Here is a 16,052-nt window from a genome sequence, read left to right as displayed (position 1 = left end):
ACGCCTGATGAGCGAGCTTTTCTACAACGCATCACCCAATGCCACCCGTGTCGCGCCAGCACGGCATGCGCCACGCCAATACCCGACGGAAAAACCGCAACGGGTCTACCTGTTCGGCACGTGCGTGGTCGACCTGTTTTTTCCCGATGCCGGGATGGATGCCATCCACCTGCTGGAACGCGAAGGCATCGCGGTCGATTACCCGCAAGGACAAAGCTGCTGCGGGCAGCCGGCCTACACCAGCGGCTACACCGATCAGGCCCGGCAAGTGGCACGCGCGCAACTGGCACTGTTTGCCGGTGACTATCCGGTGATCGTGCCGTCCGGCTCCTGTGCCGGAATGTTTCGCGAGCATTACCCTGAACTGTTCAAGGACGAACCACACACCCTGGAACAGGTACGCGCCCTCGCCGCCCGCACCTATGAACTGACCGAATTCCTGCTGTTCGTCTGCAAGGCGCAGTTGAATGATCAAGGCCAGCCGATCAGGATCGCCCTGCACACGTCCTGCTCGGCGCGCCGCGAAATGAATACCCACCTGCATGCCCGCGAACTGCTGGCACAACTGAGCAATGTGCAGCGCGTCGAGCATGACCATGAAAGCGAATGCTGCGGCTTCGGCGGGACATTCAGCGTCCGCATGCCGGACATTTCCGGGGCGATGGTCGCCGACAAGACTCGTGCCTTGCAGGAGTCCGGCGCCGATCAGATCCTCACCGCCGATTGCGGCTGCCTGATGAACATCAACGGCGCGCTGGAAAAACAACGCGCCTCGATACGCGGCCTGCATCTGGCCAGCTTCCTGTGGCAACGCACCGGAGGTCAGCCATGAACACACAAACCCGCATCCCGGCCGTGGAAGTAGAAACGGACTTCCGCTCTCGCGCCCATCAGGCCCTCGGCGACGCGCAATTGCGTGGCAACTTCCGGCGCGCCATGGATTCGCTGATGACCAAGCGCGCCGCCGCATTCAGCGACCCGGAAGAACGCGAAGACCTGCGCGAACTGGGCAATGCCATCCGCGCACGGGCCCTGTCCAAACTGCCGGATCTATTGGAGCAACTGGAACGCAACCTGATCCGCAACGGCGTGCACGTGCACTGGGCCGAAACCGTCGAGCAGGCCAATGACATCGTGCTGTCCATCGTCACCGCCCACGAAGCCAGGCAAGTGATCAAAGGCAAATCGATGGTCAGCGAAGAGATGGAAATGAACGACTTCCTCGGCGAGCGCGGCGTCGAGTGCCTGGAAGCGGACATGGGCGAATACATCGTGCAGATGGACCACGAAAAACCCTCGCACATCATCATGCCAGCCATCCACAAGAACGCCGGCCAGGTCGGCAAACTGTTCCAGGAAAAACTGGGCGTGGATTACACCACCGACGTCGACCAGTTGATCCAGATCGGTCGCCGCGTGCTACGCCAGAAATTCTTCGAGGCCGATATCGGCGTCTCCGGGGTCAACTTTGCGATTGCCGAAACCGGCACCCTGCTGCTGGTGGAAAACGAAGGCAACGGGCGCATGGTCACCAGCGTGCCGCCCGTGCACATCGCCGTGACCGGCATCGAGAAAGTCGTCGAAAACCTGCGCGACACCATCCCCCTGCTGTCGCTGCTGACCCGCTCGGCGCTGGGCATCCCGATCACCACTTACGTCAACATGATCTCCGGCCCGCGCAAGGCCCACGAGATGGACGGCCCGCAGGAAGTGCATCTGGTGCTGCTGGACAACGGTCGCACCCAGGCCTTCGCCGACAGCGAACTGCGCCAGACCCTGAACTGCATTCGCTGCGGCGCCTGCATGAATCACTGCCCGGTCTACACCCGTGTCGGCGGCCACACCTACGGCGAGGTCTATCCCGGCCCCATCGGCAAGATCATCACCCCGCACATGGCCGGCCTGTCGAAGGTGCCGGACCATCCCAGCGCGTCCTCGCTGTGCGGCGCCTGCGGTGAAGTCTGCCCGGTAAAAATCCCGATTCCGGCCTTGCTGCGTCGTCTGCGCGAAGAAAACGTCAAGGCACCCGACGCGCCCTACAGAGTCATGCGCGATCAGGGCCGCAAGTACTCGCGCAAGGAACGCTTGATCTGGAATGCCTGGGCGAAGCTCAACACCTCGCCTGGCCTCTATAAAGCATTCGCGCTCATGGCCACGCGCCTGCGCAGCCTGACGCCCGGCAATGTCGGCCCCTGGACCCAGAACCATAGTGCCCCGAAACCCGCTGCCCGTTCTCTGCATGAAATGGCCCGCGAACACCTGAAAAAGCAGGCTGGAGAACTCTGATGAACGCCAAGCAAAACATCCTCGCCAAGCTGCGTCAGAGCCTGACAGGGACGACGCCGATTGCTGACAACTTCAATGAAGCCCTGGTAACCGAACCCTGGAGCTATGCGCCCGAAGAGCGGGTCGCCCAGCTACGCAAACTGATGGAAGCCGTGCACACCGAAATCCATCTGTGCAGCGCAGCGAACTGGCCGACCCGGCTGGGCGAACTGGTGCATGACCGGCAGTTGCCCAGCCTGCTGATCGCGCCCGGCACAGAGCATGGCCAGCGTATCAGCGAACATTGGGCCACCACTTCCCGACTGCCGCCGCTCAAGACGTACGACCGGCCCATCGAAGAGTGGAAGCAGGAACTGTTCGATGACACGCCAGCCAGCTTCACCGGCACCGTGGGCGCAATTGCTGCGACCGGCAGCCTGATCATCTGGCCCACCCGTGAAGAGCCGCGCCTGATGAGCCTGGTGCCGCCCGTACATTTCGTCCTGCTCAAGGCCAGCGAGATCTACAACAACCTCTGCGAAGCCCAGACACAACAGAACTGGGCGGGCGGCATGCCAACCAACGCCCTGCTGGTGTCCGGCCCGTCGAAGACCGCAGACATCGAGCAAGTGCTGGCCTATGGCGCTCACGGCCCCAAGGACCTTGTGGTACTGATCGTGGAGGACGCATGAGCCTGCCCGCCGCCTTTATGCACGAAGTCCAGCGTCTGATCCCCGAGCCGCGGCGCTTCGATGATCCGCTGGCAACCCTGGCCTTTGGCACTGACGCCAGTTTCTATCGCCTGATCCCGAAACTGGTGATCCGTGTCGAATCCGAAGACGAAGTGGTGGCCCTGCTCAAGCTGGCCCAGACCGAAAAAGTCCCGGTGACCTTTCGCGCCGCTGGCACCAGCCTGTCCGGCCAGGCCATCAGCGATTCGGTATTGCTGGTATTGGGCGAGAACTGGAACGCCCGGGAAGTCCGCGAACAAGGTGCGCAGATTCGCCTGCAACCCGGCGTGATCGGCGCACAGGCCAATGCCTGGCTGGCACCATTCGGACGCAAGATCGGCCCGGACCCGGCCTCGATCAACGCCTGCAAGATCGGCGGCATCGTCGCCAACAACGCCAGCGGCATGTGCTGCGGCACCGCACAGAACACCTATCACACCCTGGCCGGAATCCGCCTGGTTCTGGCCGATGGCACGCGCCTGGACACCGAAGACCCCGCCAGCGTGGAAGCCTTTCGCACCAGCCATGCCGCGCTGCTGGAACAGCTCGCTCACCTGGGCCGCGACACCCGCGCCAACACCGAACTGGCCGCGAGAATTCGCCACAAATACCGCCTGAAAAACACCACCGGCCTGTCACTCAACGCCCTGGTGGATTTCGACGAGCCACTGGATATCCTCAGCCACCTGCTGGTCGGCTCCGAAGGCACGCTGGGCTTTATCAGCGCCGTGACCTACAACACCGTGCCCGATCACCCATACAAGGCTTCGGCGCTGATCGTCTTCCCGGACGTGGAAACCTGCTGCCACGCCGTGACCGTGCTCAAGAGCCAGCCGGTCGCCGCCGTCGAGCTGCTGGATCGGCGCAGCATGCGCTCGGTGCAGGACAAACCCGGCATGCCGGCCTTTGTCCGCGAACTCTCGGCCAACGCCTGCGCCCTGCTGATCGAAGCCCGTGCCGCGTCCAGCGTTCTGCTGCATGAACAACTGGCGCAAATCATGGCGTCACTGGCGGCCTTCCCGGTCGAGAAACAGGTCGACTTCACCGAAGACCCGCTGGAAAACACCCGGCTCTGGGCCATCCGCAAAGACACCTTTCCCGCCGTCGGCGCCGTGCGCCAGACCGGCACCACGGTCATCATCGAAGACGTCACCTTTCCGGTCGAACAACTGGCGCTTGGCGTGCGGCGCCTGATCGACCTGTTCGACAAACATCACTACGACGAAGCCATCCTGTTCGGCCACGCGCTGGAGGGCAATCTGCACTTCGTCTTCACCCAGGGTTTCAACAACCCGGAAGAAATCGCCCGCTATCAGGCGTTCATGGATGACGTGGCAGAACTGGTGGCCGTGGAGTTCGGCGGCTCGCTCAAGGCTGAACACGGCACCGGGCGCAACATGGCGCCTTTCGTCGAGAAGGAATGGGGCAGCGACGCCTATCAACTGATGTGGCAACTCAAACGCCTGCTCGACCCCAGCGGCATTCTCAACCCGGACGTGGTGCTCAGCAACGACCCGCAGATCCACTTGAAACACCTCAAGCCATTGCCGGCCGCCGACGAAATCATCGACAAATGCATCGAGTGCGGCTTTTGTGAACCGGTCTGCCCGTCCAAAGGACTGACCCTGAGCCCACGGCAACGCATCGTCATCTGGCGCGACATTCAGGCGAAAAAGCGCGCCGGGGCCGACACCCAAAAACTGGAACACGACTACCACTATCAAGGCATCGAAACCTGCGCCGCCACGGGCCTGTGCGCCCAGCGTTGCCCGGTCGGCATCAACACCGGTGAACTGGTCAAGAAACTGCGCAGCCAGGCAGCCACTCATGGCAAAACCGCTACCTGGCTGGCCCGTAACTTCAAGACTGCCTTGCTGGGCGCACGCTTCACCCTGCATGCGGCCAATGGCGCACGGATGCTGCTTGGCGCGCCGCGTCTGACAAAACTGTCGGCCACATTGAGCAAGGCTTCTGCCGGGCGCATCCCGCAATGGATACCCGCCATGCCACAACCTGAACAGGCCATTCGCTTCACCCCGGCGGTCGAGGATCAACGCCCGCGAGTCGTGTATCTGGCCGCCTGCGTGTCCCGCGTGATGGGACCGGCAGCCGGTGATCGGGAACAGACCTCGCTGCTCGACAAGACCCGTGGCCTGCTGGAAAAGGCCGGTTATCAAGTGATATTCCCGGACAATCAGGACAGCCTGTGCTGCGGCCAACCCTTCGCCTCCAAGGGCTATAACCAACAGGCCGACGACAAACGCCAGGAACTGCTGGCCGCACTGAGCAAAGCCAGCCGCGGCGGGCTTGATCCGATCTATTGCGACACCAGCCCTTGCACCTTGCGCCTGCTACAGGACCTCAAGGACACCCGTCTGGACCTTTACGACCCGGTGCGTTTCATCCGCACTCACCTGCTGGACAAACTCACCTTCACCCCGCAACAGGAACCCATCGCCGTCCACGTTACCTGCAGCACCCAGCACCTGGGCGAAAGCCAGGCGCTGATCGAACTGGCGCGCCTGTGCAGCATCAACGTGGTCATCCCGGAAGGCATACATTGCTGCGGCTTTGCCGGCGACAAAGGCTTCACCACCCCGGAACTCAACGCCCATTCATTGCGCACCCTCAAGGACGCGGTGCAGCACTGCAACGAAGGCATCTCCACCAGCCGCACCTGTGAAATCGGCCTGTCGCAGCACGGCGGCATCGACTATCACAGCCTCGTCTACCTCGTGGACCGGGTAACCCGGGCCAAAACCCGCTCACCAGGCCCCAACCCGTAGGAGCGGATTTATCCGCGAAGAAGCCAATGCCTTCACGAATCCGCCCCTGGCGTACAACATGAAAATAAATAGAACCCCTGCGATTGCGCACAGTCCATCCTTTTAAGCCCTACTTGAACGGGTTTACCCAATCCCTGGGCGACCGCCCAAGCGACCGGCAATCAAGGAGAGAAATATGAAGCGTACCGCCCTGACTGGACTGCTCCTCAGCTCTGTCATGCTGGCTTCCCCGGTGTTTGCTGCCGACGATCTGTGTGGCAGCAACCTGCAAACCATCAAGGATGCCCAGGTTTCCACCAATGCCAACCTGAGCCCCGACCTCAAGCAGTCCCTGGCCAAAACCGAAACCGACGCACGCGCCGCCCAGGCCAAGGGCGACAACAAGACCTGCGTGGAGCTCACCACCCAGGCCATCACCGAACTGAAAAACATCGGTTCGGGCAGCGAAGGCGGCAGCAAGTAAATTGCCCGGTCAGGCCAGTCAGAGCGCTGGCCTGACCGGCAGCGCAAGACGCGGGTCGACGCGCCGACGCAATTGGCGTAGACTCCCGCCCAATGGCTGCGAAAGCAGTCTCGGGGCCGATTAGGATTCGACGCCGGTGATGAAACTTTAGGTGCATGCCGACTTGGTAACAGAAGTCGTAAATCCACTGTTGCAACTTTCTATAGTTGCCAATGACGAAACCTACGGGGAATACGCTCTCGCTGCGTAAGCGGCGCTAGCCTTCCTTCTGGTAGCTTCGGCTCCAGCAATCATCAGGGGATGCCTGTAAACCCGAAATGATTGTCATATAGAACAGGATCGTCGCCTAGTACGTTGTGGACGAAGCGACTAAAACTTACGCAACTCGCCCAAAGCACCCTGCCCGTCGGGTCGCTGAGGGTTAACTTAATAGACACGGCTAAGCATGTAGTACCGACAGCGGAGTACTGGCGGACGGGGGTTCAAATCCCCCCGGCTCCACCACTTCATCATCTAAAGACGTCCACGGACGTCTTTTTTTGTGCCTGAAATCCAGTGAATACGCGGCCTCCAGCGCTTTTCCGGTCTTTTAAGAGTTTTTGAGTTCCAGCCATTTGGGTATTCCAGACGGTATTCCACCCCATCCGGTGCTAATCTTTGGAATACCGAATCAGTGCCTGAGGACAATCTCATGCCTGCTCAAAACCTCCGCCTCTCCGATCGACAGCTCAAGGGAGTCAAACCTGCGTCCAAGGATTACGTCCTCACTGACGGTGACGGTTTGCAGCTCCGCGTACGCAGCAACGGCTCGTTGCTGTGGAATTTCAACTACCGCGAACCGCTCACCAAAAAGCGCATCAACATCGGCTTCGGGACCTACCCCGAACTGTCACTGGCGAACGCACGAAAGAAGGCAGTCGAAGCGCGCGAGCTGCTCGCCCTGGGCATCGATCCGAAGGTGCAGCGCAACACGCTGAATGAAGCCAAGCGCGCAGAAACGGAACATACGTTCGAGAACGTGGCCACCGCCTGGTTCGAGCTAAAGAAGGACTCCGTCACGCCGGCCTACGCCGAAGACATTTGGCGCTCGCTCACGCTGCATGTATTTCCAGACCTGAAAACAACGCCGCTCTCGAAAATTACCGCACCGATGGTCATCGAACTGCTTCGCCCAATCGAGGCCAAAGGTAGCCTCGAGACAGTGAAGCGACTGAGCCAACGACTCAACGAGATCATGACCTACGGGGTAAACTCCGGGCTGATTTTCTCTAACCCCCTCAGTGGCATTCGGGCGGTATTCAAGAAACCCAAAAAACAGAACATGGCCGCGCTACGACCCGATGAGCTTTCCGAGCTCATGATCGAAATCGCGAACGCCAGCATCAAGCGGATCACCCGCTGCCTGATCGAATGGCAACTGCACACCATGACCCGTCCTGCCGAAGCGGCTACCACCCGCTGGGCAGATATCGACTTCGACAAACGCATCTGGACCATCCCGCCGGAGCGCATGAAGAAGCGTCGTCCGCACGCCATCCCGCTGACCGAACAGGCACTCGCGTTACTGGAGGCGCTCAAACCCCACAGTGGTCACAGGGAATACGTGTTCCCGGCAGATAGAAATCCGCGCACCCACGCCAACAGCCAGACTGCCAACATGGCGTTGAAACGCATGGGCTTCCAGGACCGCTTGGTCAGCCACGGCATGCGCTCCATGGCCAGCACCATCCTGAACGAGCATGGCTGGGATCCGGAGCTGATCGAAGTCGCGCTGGCGCATGTCGACAAGGATGAAGTCCGAAGCGCTTACAACCGAGCTGACTACATCGAACGCCGGCGTCCGATGATGGCCTGGTGGAGTGAGCACATCCAGAAAGCGGCCACTGGCAACCTGTCGGCATCTGCGATCAATCAAACCAGGGACCACAACATCGTGCCGATACGGTGAGCGCTCACCGGACGCCGCCAGTAACCGAGAATGACTCCCCAGATGGAGTGATGGTTGATTTGGCGACAGCGGCGACACCGGCGACAACCCGCGTAATACCTGGTCTGCAGCATGGCGACAGAAGTGGCGACTGTCGCCGTTGCAAGCCTCTCTCCTGGGGCTTTCTCGGCCAAGCCCACGCGAGCGGGAAGGCTCCGCATTCCCACTCGCGTGGGCTCACATTAAAAACCGACGAACAACCACCCGGCCATGGAAAACCACCGGACTCCAAGATCTTCCAGCGCTACCGATTGACGCAAGAGCTGCTCCCAAAATACGGTTGACCGCGAGCAGAACGAGCGCTAAACCAGAACCGTACCAGAGCTGTCCTCGACAGCACCCAGGTAGCCAGAACCTTTGAGGCTACGCCACACCGTGGTGGTTCTCCCCCAAGTGCGATTAGCGTCCGGCGGCTCGCACGGTCACAGCGATGTGATGGATGCCACTTCTTCCAGAATGCCCACTGCGGCAACTCATGCCCCCCTCCTGGCTGCTCTGCAGCAACTTATCTGCTTGGCCATTTCTTGCGCCAACCTTTCGCCCGTCTCTTTGCCCCTAAAGAGACGGGCGCATTTCACACTGCTGCAGCCCTGCTCGCATGGGGCTTGGCGGCTTTCCCCCTCGTGACAATCGGCGTGACAAACACCGAATGCTCACTCACCGCAGCGATGCCGATGATGGTGCCGCAGCCCAAGAAATGGACTGCACCTGACTGACAGTCAGGCATGCCCCGGTCATCACCTCGCTGCCTTCACCCGACTCAGGATCTCGCGGCGCCGGTCTCGTCAGCCAGCGCAGCTTCCACCCGCCCACTTCTGCGGAAGTGTTCAGGAGGCCAGATCATGAGATGCCCAAGCTCCCGGTCGTAAGGAGCCGCCAGTCCCGCGTCAGTGGACAAACCTCACAGGTCGCAGGGACCTTGATCCCTGATAACACTCAGCAACCGTGGCGGGATGAGTGAGGACGAAGTCGATCATCTCAGGAGAATGGCGATGCAACTGTGTGAAGCGTTCGAGCCCCCACAACCATTGCTGGAATACCAGCAGGCGCCACTGCCCTACCCGGTCGAAGCACTCGGGGATCTGTTGGGCCCTGCGGTCGAGCGACTGGCAGAGGTGATCGGCGTGCCCTGCGCCATGGCTGCACAATCAGTGTTGGCCAGCGCTGCTCTGGTGAGTCAGGGGCATGCCAATGTCCAACTCGATGGCCGAACCTATCCGCTGTCCCTCTACCTACTGACGGTGGCGTCCTCGGGGGATCGCAAAAGCGCGGTGGATCACCTGGCATTAAGGGCGGCGCGCGACTGGGAGCGGCAACAGTGGACCCTGTATGCGGAAAAGCTCAAAGCTTATCGCGCCGCTACCAGCATCATGGCCAAACCCAAAACCTCAAAGAAGCACGCGGAGACGGAAGGCGGTGAACTATCCGAGCCGGTACCGCCGAGACTGATCATTGCCGAGCCCACCATTGAGGCCCTAGTCAAAAGTCTGTGCCATGGCTTGCCCAGCATGGGCTTGTTCAATGATGAAGGTGGACAGTTCTTGGGCAGCAGCACCATGAGCAAAGAGAATCTGCTCAAGGCGATCACCACCTTGTCGACACTGTGGGATGGCAGCCCTATCGACCGGACCCGCTCTATGGCCGGAGAAAGCCTGCGCGCCTATGACCGCCGCCTCAGCCTGCATCTGATGCTGCAGCCCTACCTGGCCAACCAGCTGTTCAAAGACCCGGTGATCAATGGCCAAGGCATCCTCGGCCGCTGCCTGATCAGTTGGCCCGAGCGCCTGGCCGGCCAGCGTCTCTACAAGGCAATCGACCTGACCCGAGATGCCAAAGTCCAGCGCTACCAACAACGAATCACCGCCCTACTGCAAAAGCCCTGGTCACTCCACAAGGATGGCTCACTCAATCCTGCCGCGCTGGAGCTGACGTCCCGTGCCCGCCGAGCCTGGATTGATATTCACGACACCATCGAGTGCCAGTCTGGCGAGTTCGGCGAGCTGGCCGGCGTCCAGCCTGTCGCGAGCAAGGCGGCGGCAAACGTACTGCGTATCGCGGGCGTGCTGGCCATGGTTGAAGAGGCCAGTGCGTTGGACGAAGCACACATCCAGCGCGCCTCCACGTTGATGGATTACTACCTGGCCGAGATTCAGCGCCTGACCGAACAGGAGCCAGTCAATAGGCGATACGAAGAGGCGGATCGGCTGCTGCGCTGGCTGGTACAGAAAGGTTGGACCCACTTCAGCATCCGTGACATCAATCGCAACGGCCCTCGTTTTGCCCGCAAGAGCGCTGACCATACCGCCTCTTTATTGGTCGTACTGATCACTCATCGCTGGTTGAGCAGTCGCGATGGAAGAACCTTCGAGGTCCGCCATGTTCCGCCTCAATGACGCGGTGCGCCGCTACCAGGCGCAACATCAACCACAGCCAGAATCGCGGCGTGTCGCCGTCTCTGTCGCCACCCTGTCGCCACGCGCTAGGCCAGAAACGACGCCGGTTGTCGCCACTGTCGCCGCTGTCGCCACACCACCTCTAGACCCTGCCAATCTCGCCCTGCTGATCGAGCAACTGCGTGAGGAAGGGGCGCTGCTGCAACACCACGAGAACACCCTCCTGATCCGTCCGACACAATGGCAGCAGGTGGACAGGCTCAGCCCTCACTGGAAAGCCCTGCTGCTCTTTCTGCAAACAAACGAAAACGGTGATGACGATGGCTCTGGTCGGTCGGCGTGATGGTCGCAACTTTGGCTACGGCCGCCAGCTTAGTTATGCCGGCCCGCAAGCGCTAAAGGATTTGTTTGCCGGTGGCCACTTCGCCACGGTCAAAGCGCATAGCGATCGCTGGCAAGCGTTCGTGCGTTGGTGTCGGTCCGAGGGAGGCCCCGGTTACAACGATGCACGTCAGATCGATCGACGGACGCTGCAAGACTACGCCGCTTACCTGCGCCAGCAGATCCAGCAAGGTGAACTCTGCATCGCTACCGCGCAGAACCGCCTGAGCAGCGTCAACCGCACCCTCGCTGCGCTGCGCGGTGATCAGGACGTGAGGATCGCCAGTCCGAGCCAGGCGTTAGGACTGCTGCGCTCGAGCGTACGCACCCGCGCGCCGGATGGCCAAGACCGCCAACAAGTGCGGCGAGTGCTTGAGGTGCTTGGCGAACGGCAACATGAGCGGGTGGCGGCGATTGTCCGTTTGGCTCGAGAAACCGGTATGCGCCTGCGCGAGGCGATTCTGGCTGACCTGCCACGCTTGCAACGCGAAGCCGAGCGCCTCGGCCGCATCAACATCCAGGACGGCACCAAAGGCGACCGCTCAGGCGCGTCAGCGCCGCGATGGGTCGTGGCGAATGAAGAGGTGAAGGCGGCGCTGCAGTTGGCTCGTCATGCGTCGCCAACCGGCAGCCGCAACTTGCTGGCCCGCGACGAAAGCTACGCTGCGTTCCTGCAACAGACCGTACTCCCCGCCCGCGAAGTGCTGCATGAACAAGAGCTGAAGGGCTTTCATGAACTGCGAGCAGCCTACGCCTGCGAGCGTTACGAGCAGCTCACTGGCCACGCCGCACCGGTCAATGGTGGTCACTGCTATCGCATTGACCGCGAACTAGATCGACAGGCGCGTCAGCAAATCAGCCTTGAGCTCGGTCATCACCGCCTCGATGTGGTTTCGGCCTACATTGGAGGCCGAGCGTGACCAAGCCCTTCGATATGGCACTGTTCCTGAGCGGTGTACTGAGTGGCTCGAAGGCCACGCAGCAACGACACTTACGGCAAGCCCGAATCATGCAAGCAGCCATCCAACAGCGATGGCAACGAGACAATCCCTGGACATGGCAGCCCAAGCACCTTCGCTGGTTTTTGACTCAACATCTTAAAAATCACTCAGATGCCACCCGGTACTACTACCAACTCACTGCCGTATTGATCTGGAAGCGAGTAGGGAAAGATCATAAACGAGTGGCCAACCCACCGACCGCCGCGGCAATATCAAATATCCTGCTCCAGCAGTGCGCCATGCTTCTGTAGCCACGCCTTGGCTTTCTCCATTGTTGGCGCCTGAGCGTTTACGATGTTCCAAAAACGGGGCGTGTGGTTAGGTTCGATAAGGTGGGCCAGCTCATGTACGACTATATAGTCGATCACGAACATAGGAGCTTTGATCAAGCGCCAGTTGAAGATCACGTTGTCGTTCGGTGTACATGAGCCCCAGCGGTACTTGCCGTCCCCGATTTTGGCTTCCTTGTAGGTGACACCGAGATTGTTGGCATATATCTTCACGCGCGGCAGTATTTTTTCCTCGGCGCGCGCCACGAACCATTTTCGGAATGCCGCAGATTTTCCCGCCAGCGCTTGCGGCACCAAAAATTTCTGCTCGAAGCGAATGCCACCAGCTCCTGCCACCAGCTCAATTCGGTATTGCCGCCCCAGATAGGGCAGGGACTCTCCGGACACCAGCTCCTTTCCCGGCGGATCTGGCAGCGGGCTGTATTTCTGCGCATGGCGGGTCTTTTCGTAGAGCCACAACTTGCGCGACTCCACGATCTGATGGATCTTTTCTAGCGTTGTCCCTTCCGGCGCTTTTACCACAATAGAGCGGTCACGCTCGACCGAGATGGTTAGGCTCTTGCGCTTCGAGTAGACAACTTTATAGGCCAGTTCCATATCAACTCGCGTAGAGAATCCGGTCATTGTTCTTCTCGGCGATTTCCATCACGCGCGAGATGATCTGATGACGAAGGGAGACTACCCCTGGCAACGAAGCAAAGGACTCCGAGAGCAGAATCTGCTGAATCTCCGCCTTCAGCTTGTTACGCGCCGGAACACTTTCCCAGAAACTTGCCAGTTTCAACTCACGTTCAATCACTAAGTAGATCTGTTGGGTCAGGTCAATCAGCACGGCGATACTCTCATCGGGTTTTCCTGCGTAGCCTGGGTGTTGGTCCATGGCATTACCCAGCTCGGCCTGAAGCATGCGGAAGAACGGCATCTGCTTTTTCTTGTGCAGGCCATAGGTCGGCTCGTTGGCAGCTTCGATGATTCGTTTGCGCAGTTTCTCCAGCTCTTCGTAAATCTTCTGCCAATTGTTGGCGAATTCTTGCAGGGTCTCCGCGAGCGCGGCGGAAAAAGAAGCCTGCAGCTCCGGGTCGTCATCCAGCTCTATGTCCAGATGGTGGCGGATGGCGTGCTCCACCTCGGCGGCCTTGGTTTTGGTGCGCTTACGTTTACCAACCTGGCTCTCGAAGTCCTCGTCGAGGATCGAAATCGGCTTGACCTTCTGTTCAATGCCTTTCGAGGCCAGATATTCATCAGTGATCGCCCGCAACTTGGGCGGAATTCCCTTCATACTCAGACGCTGGTCGTTCAGGTGGCGGCCGGCCAGCACATTGATCTCGGTCAGCGCGTTGTAAGCTTTTAGGTACCCAAGCGCCTCCTTGGCAGGAAAAACCAAGTCGAGGCTGCGGGTCAGTTTCTTGTAGGCCAGCATGAATTCAAAGCGCACATCCTCGTCGTAGAACAGGTCAAAGAAGGCATCGTGGTCGTTGAAGTCGGTCAGACCGTACTTTTCCAGCAGATCCATGGTGGCTTTGTAGTCGGCCTGCAAAGCGCGCAATTCGTCCTCGGGGAAGCTCAGACAGTCGAGCACTTCCTTCTGCTCGCGTTCGTCATAGTTGTCGATGGCCTTCTTGAGGTGATGGCCGATACCCACATAATCGACGATAAAACCCTTCTCCTTGGCTGCTCCGCCTACCCGGTTCACTCGGGCGATGGCCTGCAGCAGGTTATGGGCAACAATCACCTTGTCCAGGTACATCACTTGCTCGATGGGCGCATCGAAGCCAGTCAGCAACATGTTATTGACGATCACGATACCGATATCGCCGGTCACACCCTCGTCGTTGCCGTCGAAGGGCAACTTGAAGCTCTTGATGGTGCGCTGGTGTCGGGAACTGTCGCTGTAGGCCTTGATGTGGGGCAGGTCGTTGTGGCTACCGGAGATCACCACGTCAGTCTTGAGCTTTTTCAACAGTTCTAGGTCGAGGTTAAGCGGATTGGCCTGCTCCAACTTCTCGAGGGTCGCCGCCAAAGCTGCATCGAGCGCGTCCTTGTAGCGCACCGCAGCCTCACGCGAGGTGGCCACCACCTGGGCCTTGAATCCGTTGGGAAACACGTGTTCCAGATAGTGCTCCACCATATCCGTGGCCTTGGCCACGATGGTGGACTTCGCCTCTAGATAGGCGTCGCGGGATCCGTAACCAAGGATATCCAGCCGCTGCTCCAAGTTGTATTCACTGAACACGTCGGCGAATACGCTGTCCATGCTAGCCTGGTCCGCCAACTCAGCGTTGTGGGTGCGGCCTTCGTAGACGATCTCCAGCGTTACGCCGTCCTCAATGGCCTGGCGCATGGTGTACTTGTCGATATAGTCACCGAACACCGTTTCGGTCTTGTCGATGGGTGTACCGGTGTAGCCAATGCGCGCTGAGTTGGGGATAGCCCTGTCCAGATTCGCGCCGAGCAAAGAGTATTGCGAGCGGTGCGCCTCATCGGTCATTACCAGGATGTTCGCGCTGCTGTTCAACTCCGGGAAGGTTTCCGACAAATCCGCCTCGCGGAACTTGTGGATCATCGCCATCACCAGGTCGGAGGAGTCACTTCGCAACAGGCCCTTCAGTTTGGCGATGCTGTCCGCCACCTTTACTGTAAAGCCGATACTGCCGCCTGTATCTCCGAGTTGCTGCTCCAGTTGCGTGCGATCGGTAACGAACACTACCTTCCATTTTGAGAGCTGGGCGTGGCGGTACATCTCGCGCACCATAAACATCATGGTCAGCGACTTACCGGAGCCCTGGGTGTGCCAGACGATACCGCTGCGCGCCCTCGGGGTCTTGCCGCTCAGCAGACGCTGGACCGCCAGCTTCACGGCGCGGAACTGCTGGTAACGCCCGACAACCTTGATCAGCTCGCCCTTGTCCGATTCCGAGAAAATGGTGAAGGTACGGATGATGTCCAGTAGGTTCTGCCGGTCTAGCATCCCCGCCACTAGACGCTGCTGGTCGTTGGGGCTGCTACCGCCGTGGGCGAGGTCTTCCACCGTGCGCGGCCAGGGGTCTGACCAACGGTAGAAGTGCTTTTCAATGTGGGTGGTGATGGTGCCGAACTTAGCCTGGTTGCGGCAGGTGGCCACCACGAACTGATTGAAGTAGAACAATGGCGCGCTGCCCTCACCCTTTGCTCCGCGCTGTTCGCTATAACGCAGCATCTGGTCGATGGCTTCAGGAATCGGTTCCTTCACCTTTGGGGACTTGCATTCGATCACCACCACCGGCAAGCCGTTCAGGAACAGCACGATGTCCGGCACAATATGGTGTTCGGTACCGAGAATGCGCACCTTGAACTGGCAGATGGCAATAAAGCGGTTGTTGGACAGGGTCGCAAAGTCGATGTAGCGCACGGTCGGACTCTTTTCGCCAGTCTGGCGGTTCTCCGCCACACTTGTGTTTTCCAGCAGCAGGCTTAGCGCATGGCGATTGTTTTCCAGCAGGTTGTTGCCGGGGAAGCCAGCAGTGAGACGCCTAGCGACTTCCTCCACCTGGTCGTCCTCCAGCCAGGGGTTGATCAACTTCAGCTGCTCGCGCACTACCGGCCCCAGCACCACCTCTGTAAAATTTTCGCGAAAGCTCTGACCCGGCTCCTGCTTCATCTCCAGATCCATGACCTCCCAGCCCAGTTCCTGCAATTGATCAAGCAGCGGTTTCTCGACGTGGTTGCGTTCATCGATGCAGATGTGTGCGGGCGTCTTATCCTGGTAGGCCATACGG

General features: G+C 59.8%; 12 protein-coding genes and 1 other RNA gene. 11 read left to right on the top strand and 2 right to left on the bottom strand.

The window, feature by feature from the left end:
• Positions 1-7 precede the first annotated feature (7 nt).
• The 11 genes from ALQ04_RS17060 to ALQ04_RS27300 all read left to right on the top strand — a co-directional run bounded on the left by ALQ04_RS17060 (position 8) and on the right by ALQ04_RS27300 (position 12,258).
• The gene (locus ALQ04_RS17060; protein WP_122316930.1) at positions 8-832 is read left to right on the top strand and encodes a (Fe-S)-binding protein; all 825 of its coding nucleotides are present in this window, start codon (positions 8-10) and stop codon (positions 830-832) included.
• Complete coding sequence (locus ALQ04_RS17055) at positions 829-2,286, top strand: LutB/LldF family L-lactate oxidation iron-sulfur protein (RefSeq protein WP_122316929.1); 1,458 nt, start codon at positions 829-831, stop codon at positions 2,284-2,286. The genes ALQ04_RS17060 and ALQ04_RS17055 overlap by 4 nt, the downstream gene beginning before the upstream one ends.
• Positions 2,286-2,957 (top strand): lactate utilization protein, encoded by a 672-nt coding sequence (locus ALQ04_RS17050; RefSeq protein ID WP_122316928.1) that lies wholly within the window; start codon positions 2,286-2,288, stop codon positions 2,955-2,957. The genes ALQ04_RS17055 and ALQ04_RS17050 overlap by 1 nt, the downstream gene beginning before the upstream one ends.
• Positions 2,954-5,782: an FAD-binding and (Fe-S)-binding domain-containing protein gene (locus tag ALQ04_RS17045; protein ID WP_122316927.1), complete on the top strand. Its 2,829-nt coding sequence runs from the start codon at positions 2,954-2,956 to the stop codon at positions 5,780-5,782. The genes ALQ04_RS17050 and ALQ04_RS17045 overlap by 4 nt, the downstream gene beginning before the upstream one ends.
• A 175-nt stretch (positions 5,783-5,957) precedes the next feature.
• Positions 5,958-6,245, top strand: coding sequence for a hypothetical protein (locus tag ALQ04_RS17040; protein WP_117184056.1), 288 nt, complete (start codon positions 5,958-5,960; stop codon positions 6,243-6,245).
• 112 nt (positions 6,246-6,357) lie between these two features.
• Positions 6,358-6,749, top strand: a transfer-messenger RNA (tmRNA) gene (gene ssrA, locus ALQ04_RS17035).
• A 187-nt stretch (positions 6,750-6,936) separates the two neighbouring features.
• Complete coding sequence (locus tag ALQ04_RS17030; RefSeq protein WP_122316926.1) at positions 6,937-8,193, top strand: integrase domain-containing protein; 1,257 nt, start codon at positions 6,937-6,939, stop codon at positions 8,191-8,193.
• A gap of 1,031 nt (positions 8,194-9,224) precedes the next feature.
• Positions 9,225-10,625, top strand: coding sequence for a YfjI family protein (locus tag ALQ04_RS17020; protein WP_122316925.1), 1,401 nt, complete (start codon positions 9,225-9,227; stop codon positions 10,623-10,625).
• Complete coding sequence (locus tag ALQ04_RS17015) at positions 10,609-10,968, top strand: hypothetical protein (protein ID WP_122316924.1); 360 nt, start codon at positions 10,609-10,611, stop codon at positions 10,966-10,968. Before ALQ04_RS17020 ends, ALQ04_RS17015 begins: the two co-directional genes overlap by 17 nt.
• A complete protein-coding gene (locus tag ALQ04_RS17010) occupies positions 10,946-11,926 on the top strand; it encodes an integrase domain-containing protein (RefSeq protein ID WP_122316992.1) in 981 nt (326 codons plus the stop codon). The genes ALQ04_RS17015 and ALQ04_RS17010 overlap by 23 nt, the downstream gene beginning before the upstream one ends.
• Positions 11,923-12,258 carry a hypothetical protein gene (locus ALQ04_RS27300; RefSeq protein ID WP_259645030.1) on the top strand — a complete coding sequence of 112 codons (336 nt, stop codon included), beginning with the start codon at positions 11,923-11,925 and terminating at the stop codon, positions 12,256-12,258. Before ALQ04_RS17010 ends, ALQ04_RS27300 begins: the two co-directional genes overlap by 4 nt.
• On the opposite strand, the gene ALQ04_RS17000 is transcribed toward ALQ04_RS27300, so the two are convergent.
• A complete protein-coding gene (locus ALQ04_RS17000) occupies positions 12,220-12,894 on the bottom strand; it encodes a M48 family metallopeptidase (protein ID WP_122316923.1) in 675 nt (224 codons plus the stop codon). The genes ALQ04_RS27300 and ALQ04_RS17000 overlap by 39 nt on opposite strands.
• 1 nt (position 12,895) lies before the next feature.
• Positions 12,896-16,048, bottom strand: coding sequence for a type I restriction endonuclease subunit R (locus ALQ04_RS16995; protein ID WP_122316922.1), 3,153 nt, complete (start codon positions 16,046-16,048; stop codon positions 12,896-12,898).
• Positions 16,049-16,052 lie beyond the last annotated feature (4 nt).

This window comes from Pseudomonas cichorii, from assembly GCF_003700275.1.
Taxonomy (GTDB): domain Bacteria; phylum Pseudomonadota; class Gammaproteobacteria; order Pseudomonadales; family Pseudomonadaceae; genus Aquipseudomonas; species Aquipseudomonas cichorii_B.
The sequence above is the reverse complement of the archived record's forward strand: the minus strand, read 5'-3'. Positions and strand labels throughout refer to the sequence as shown.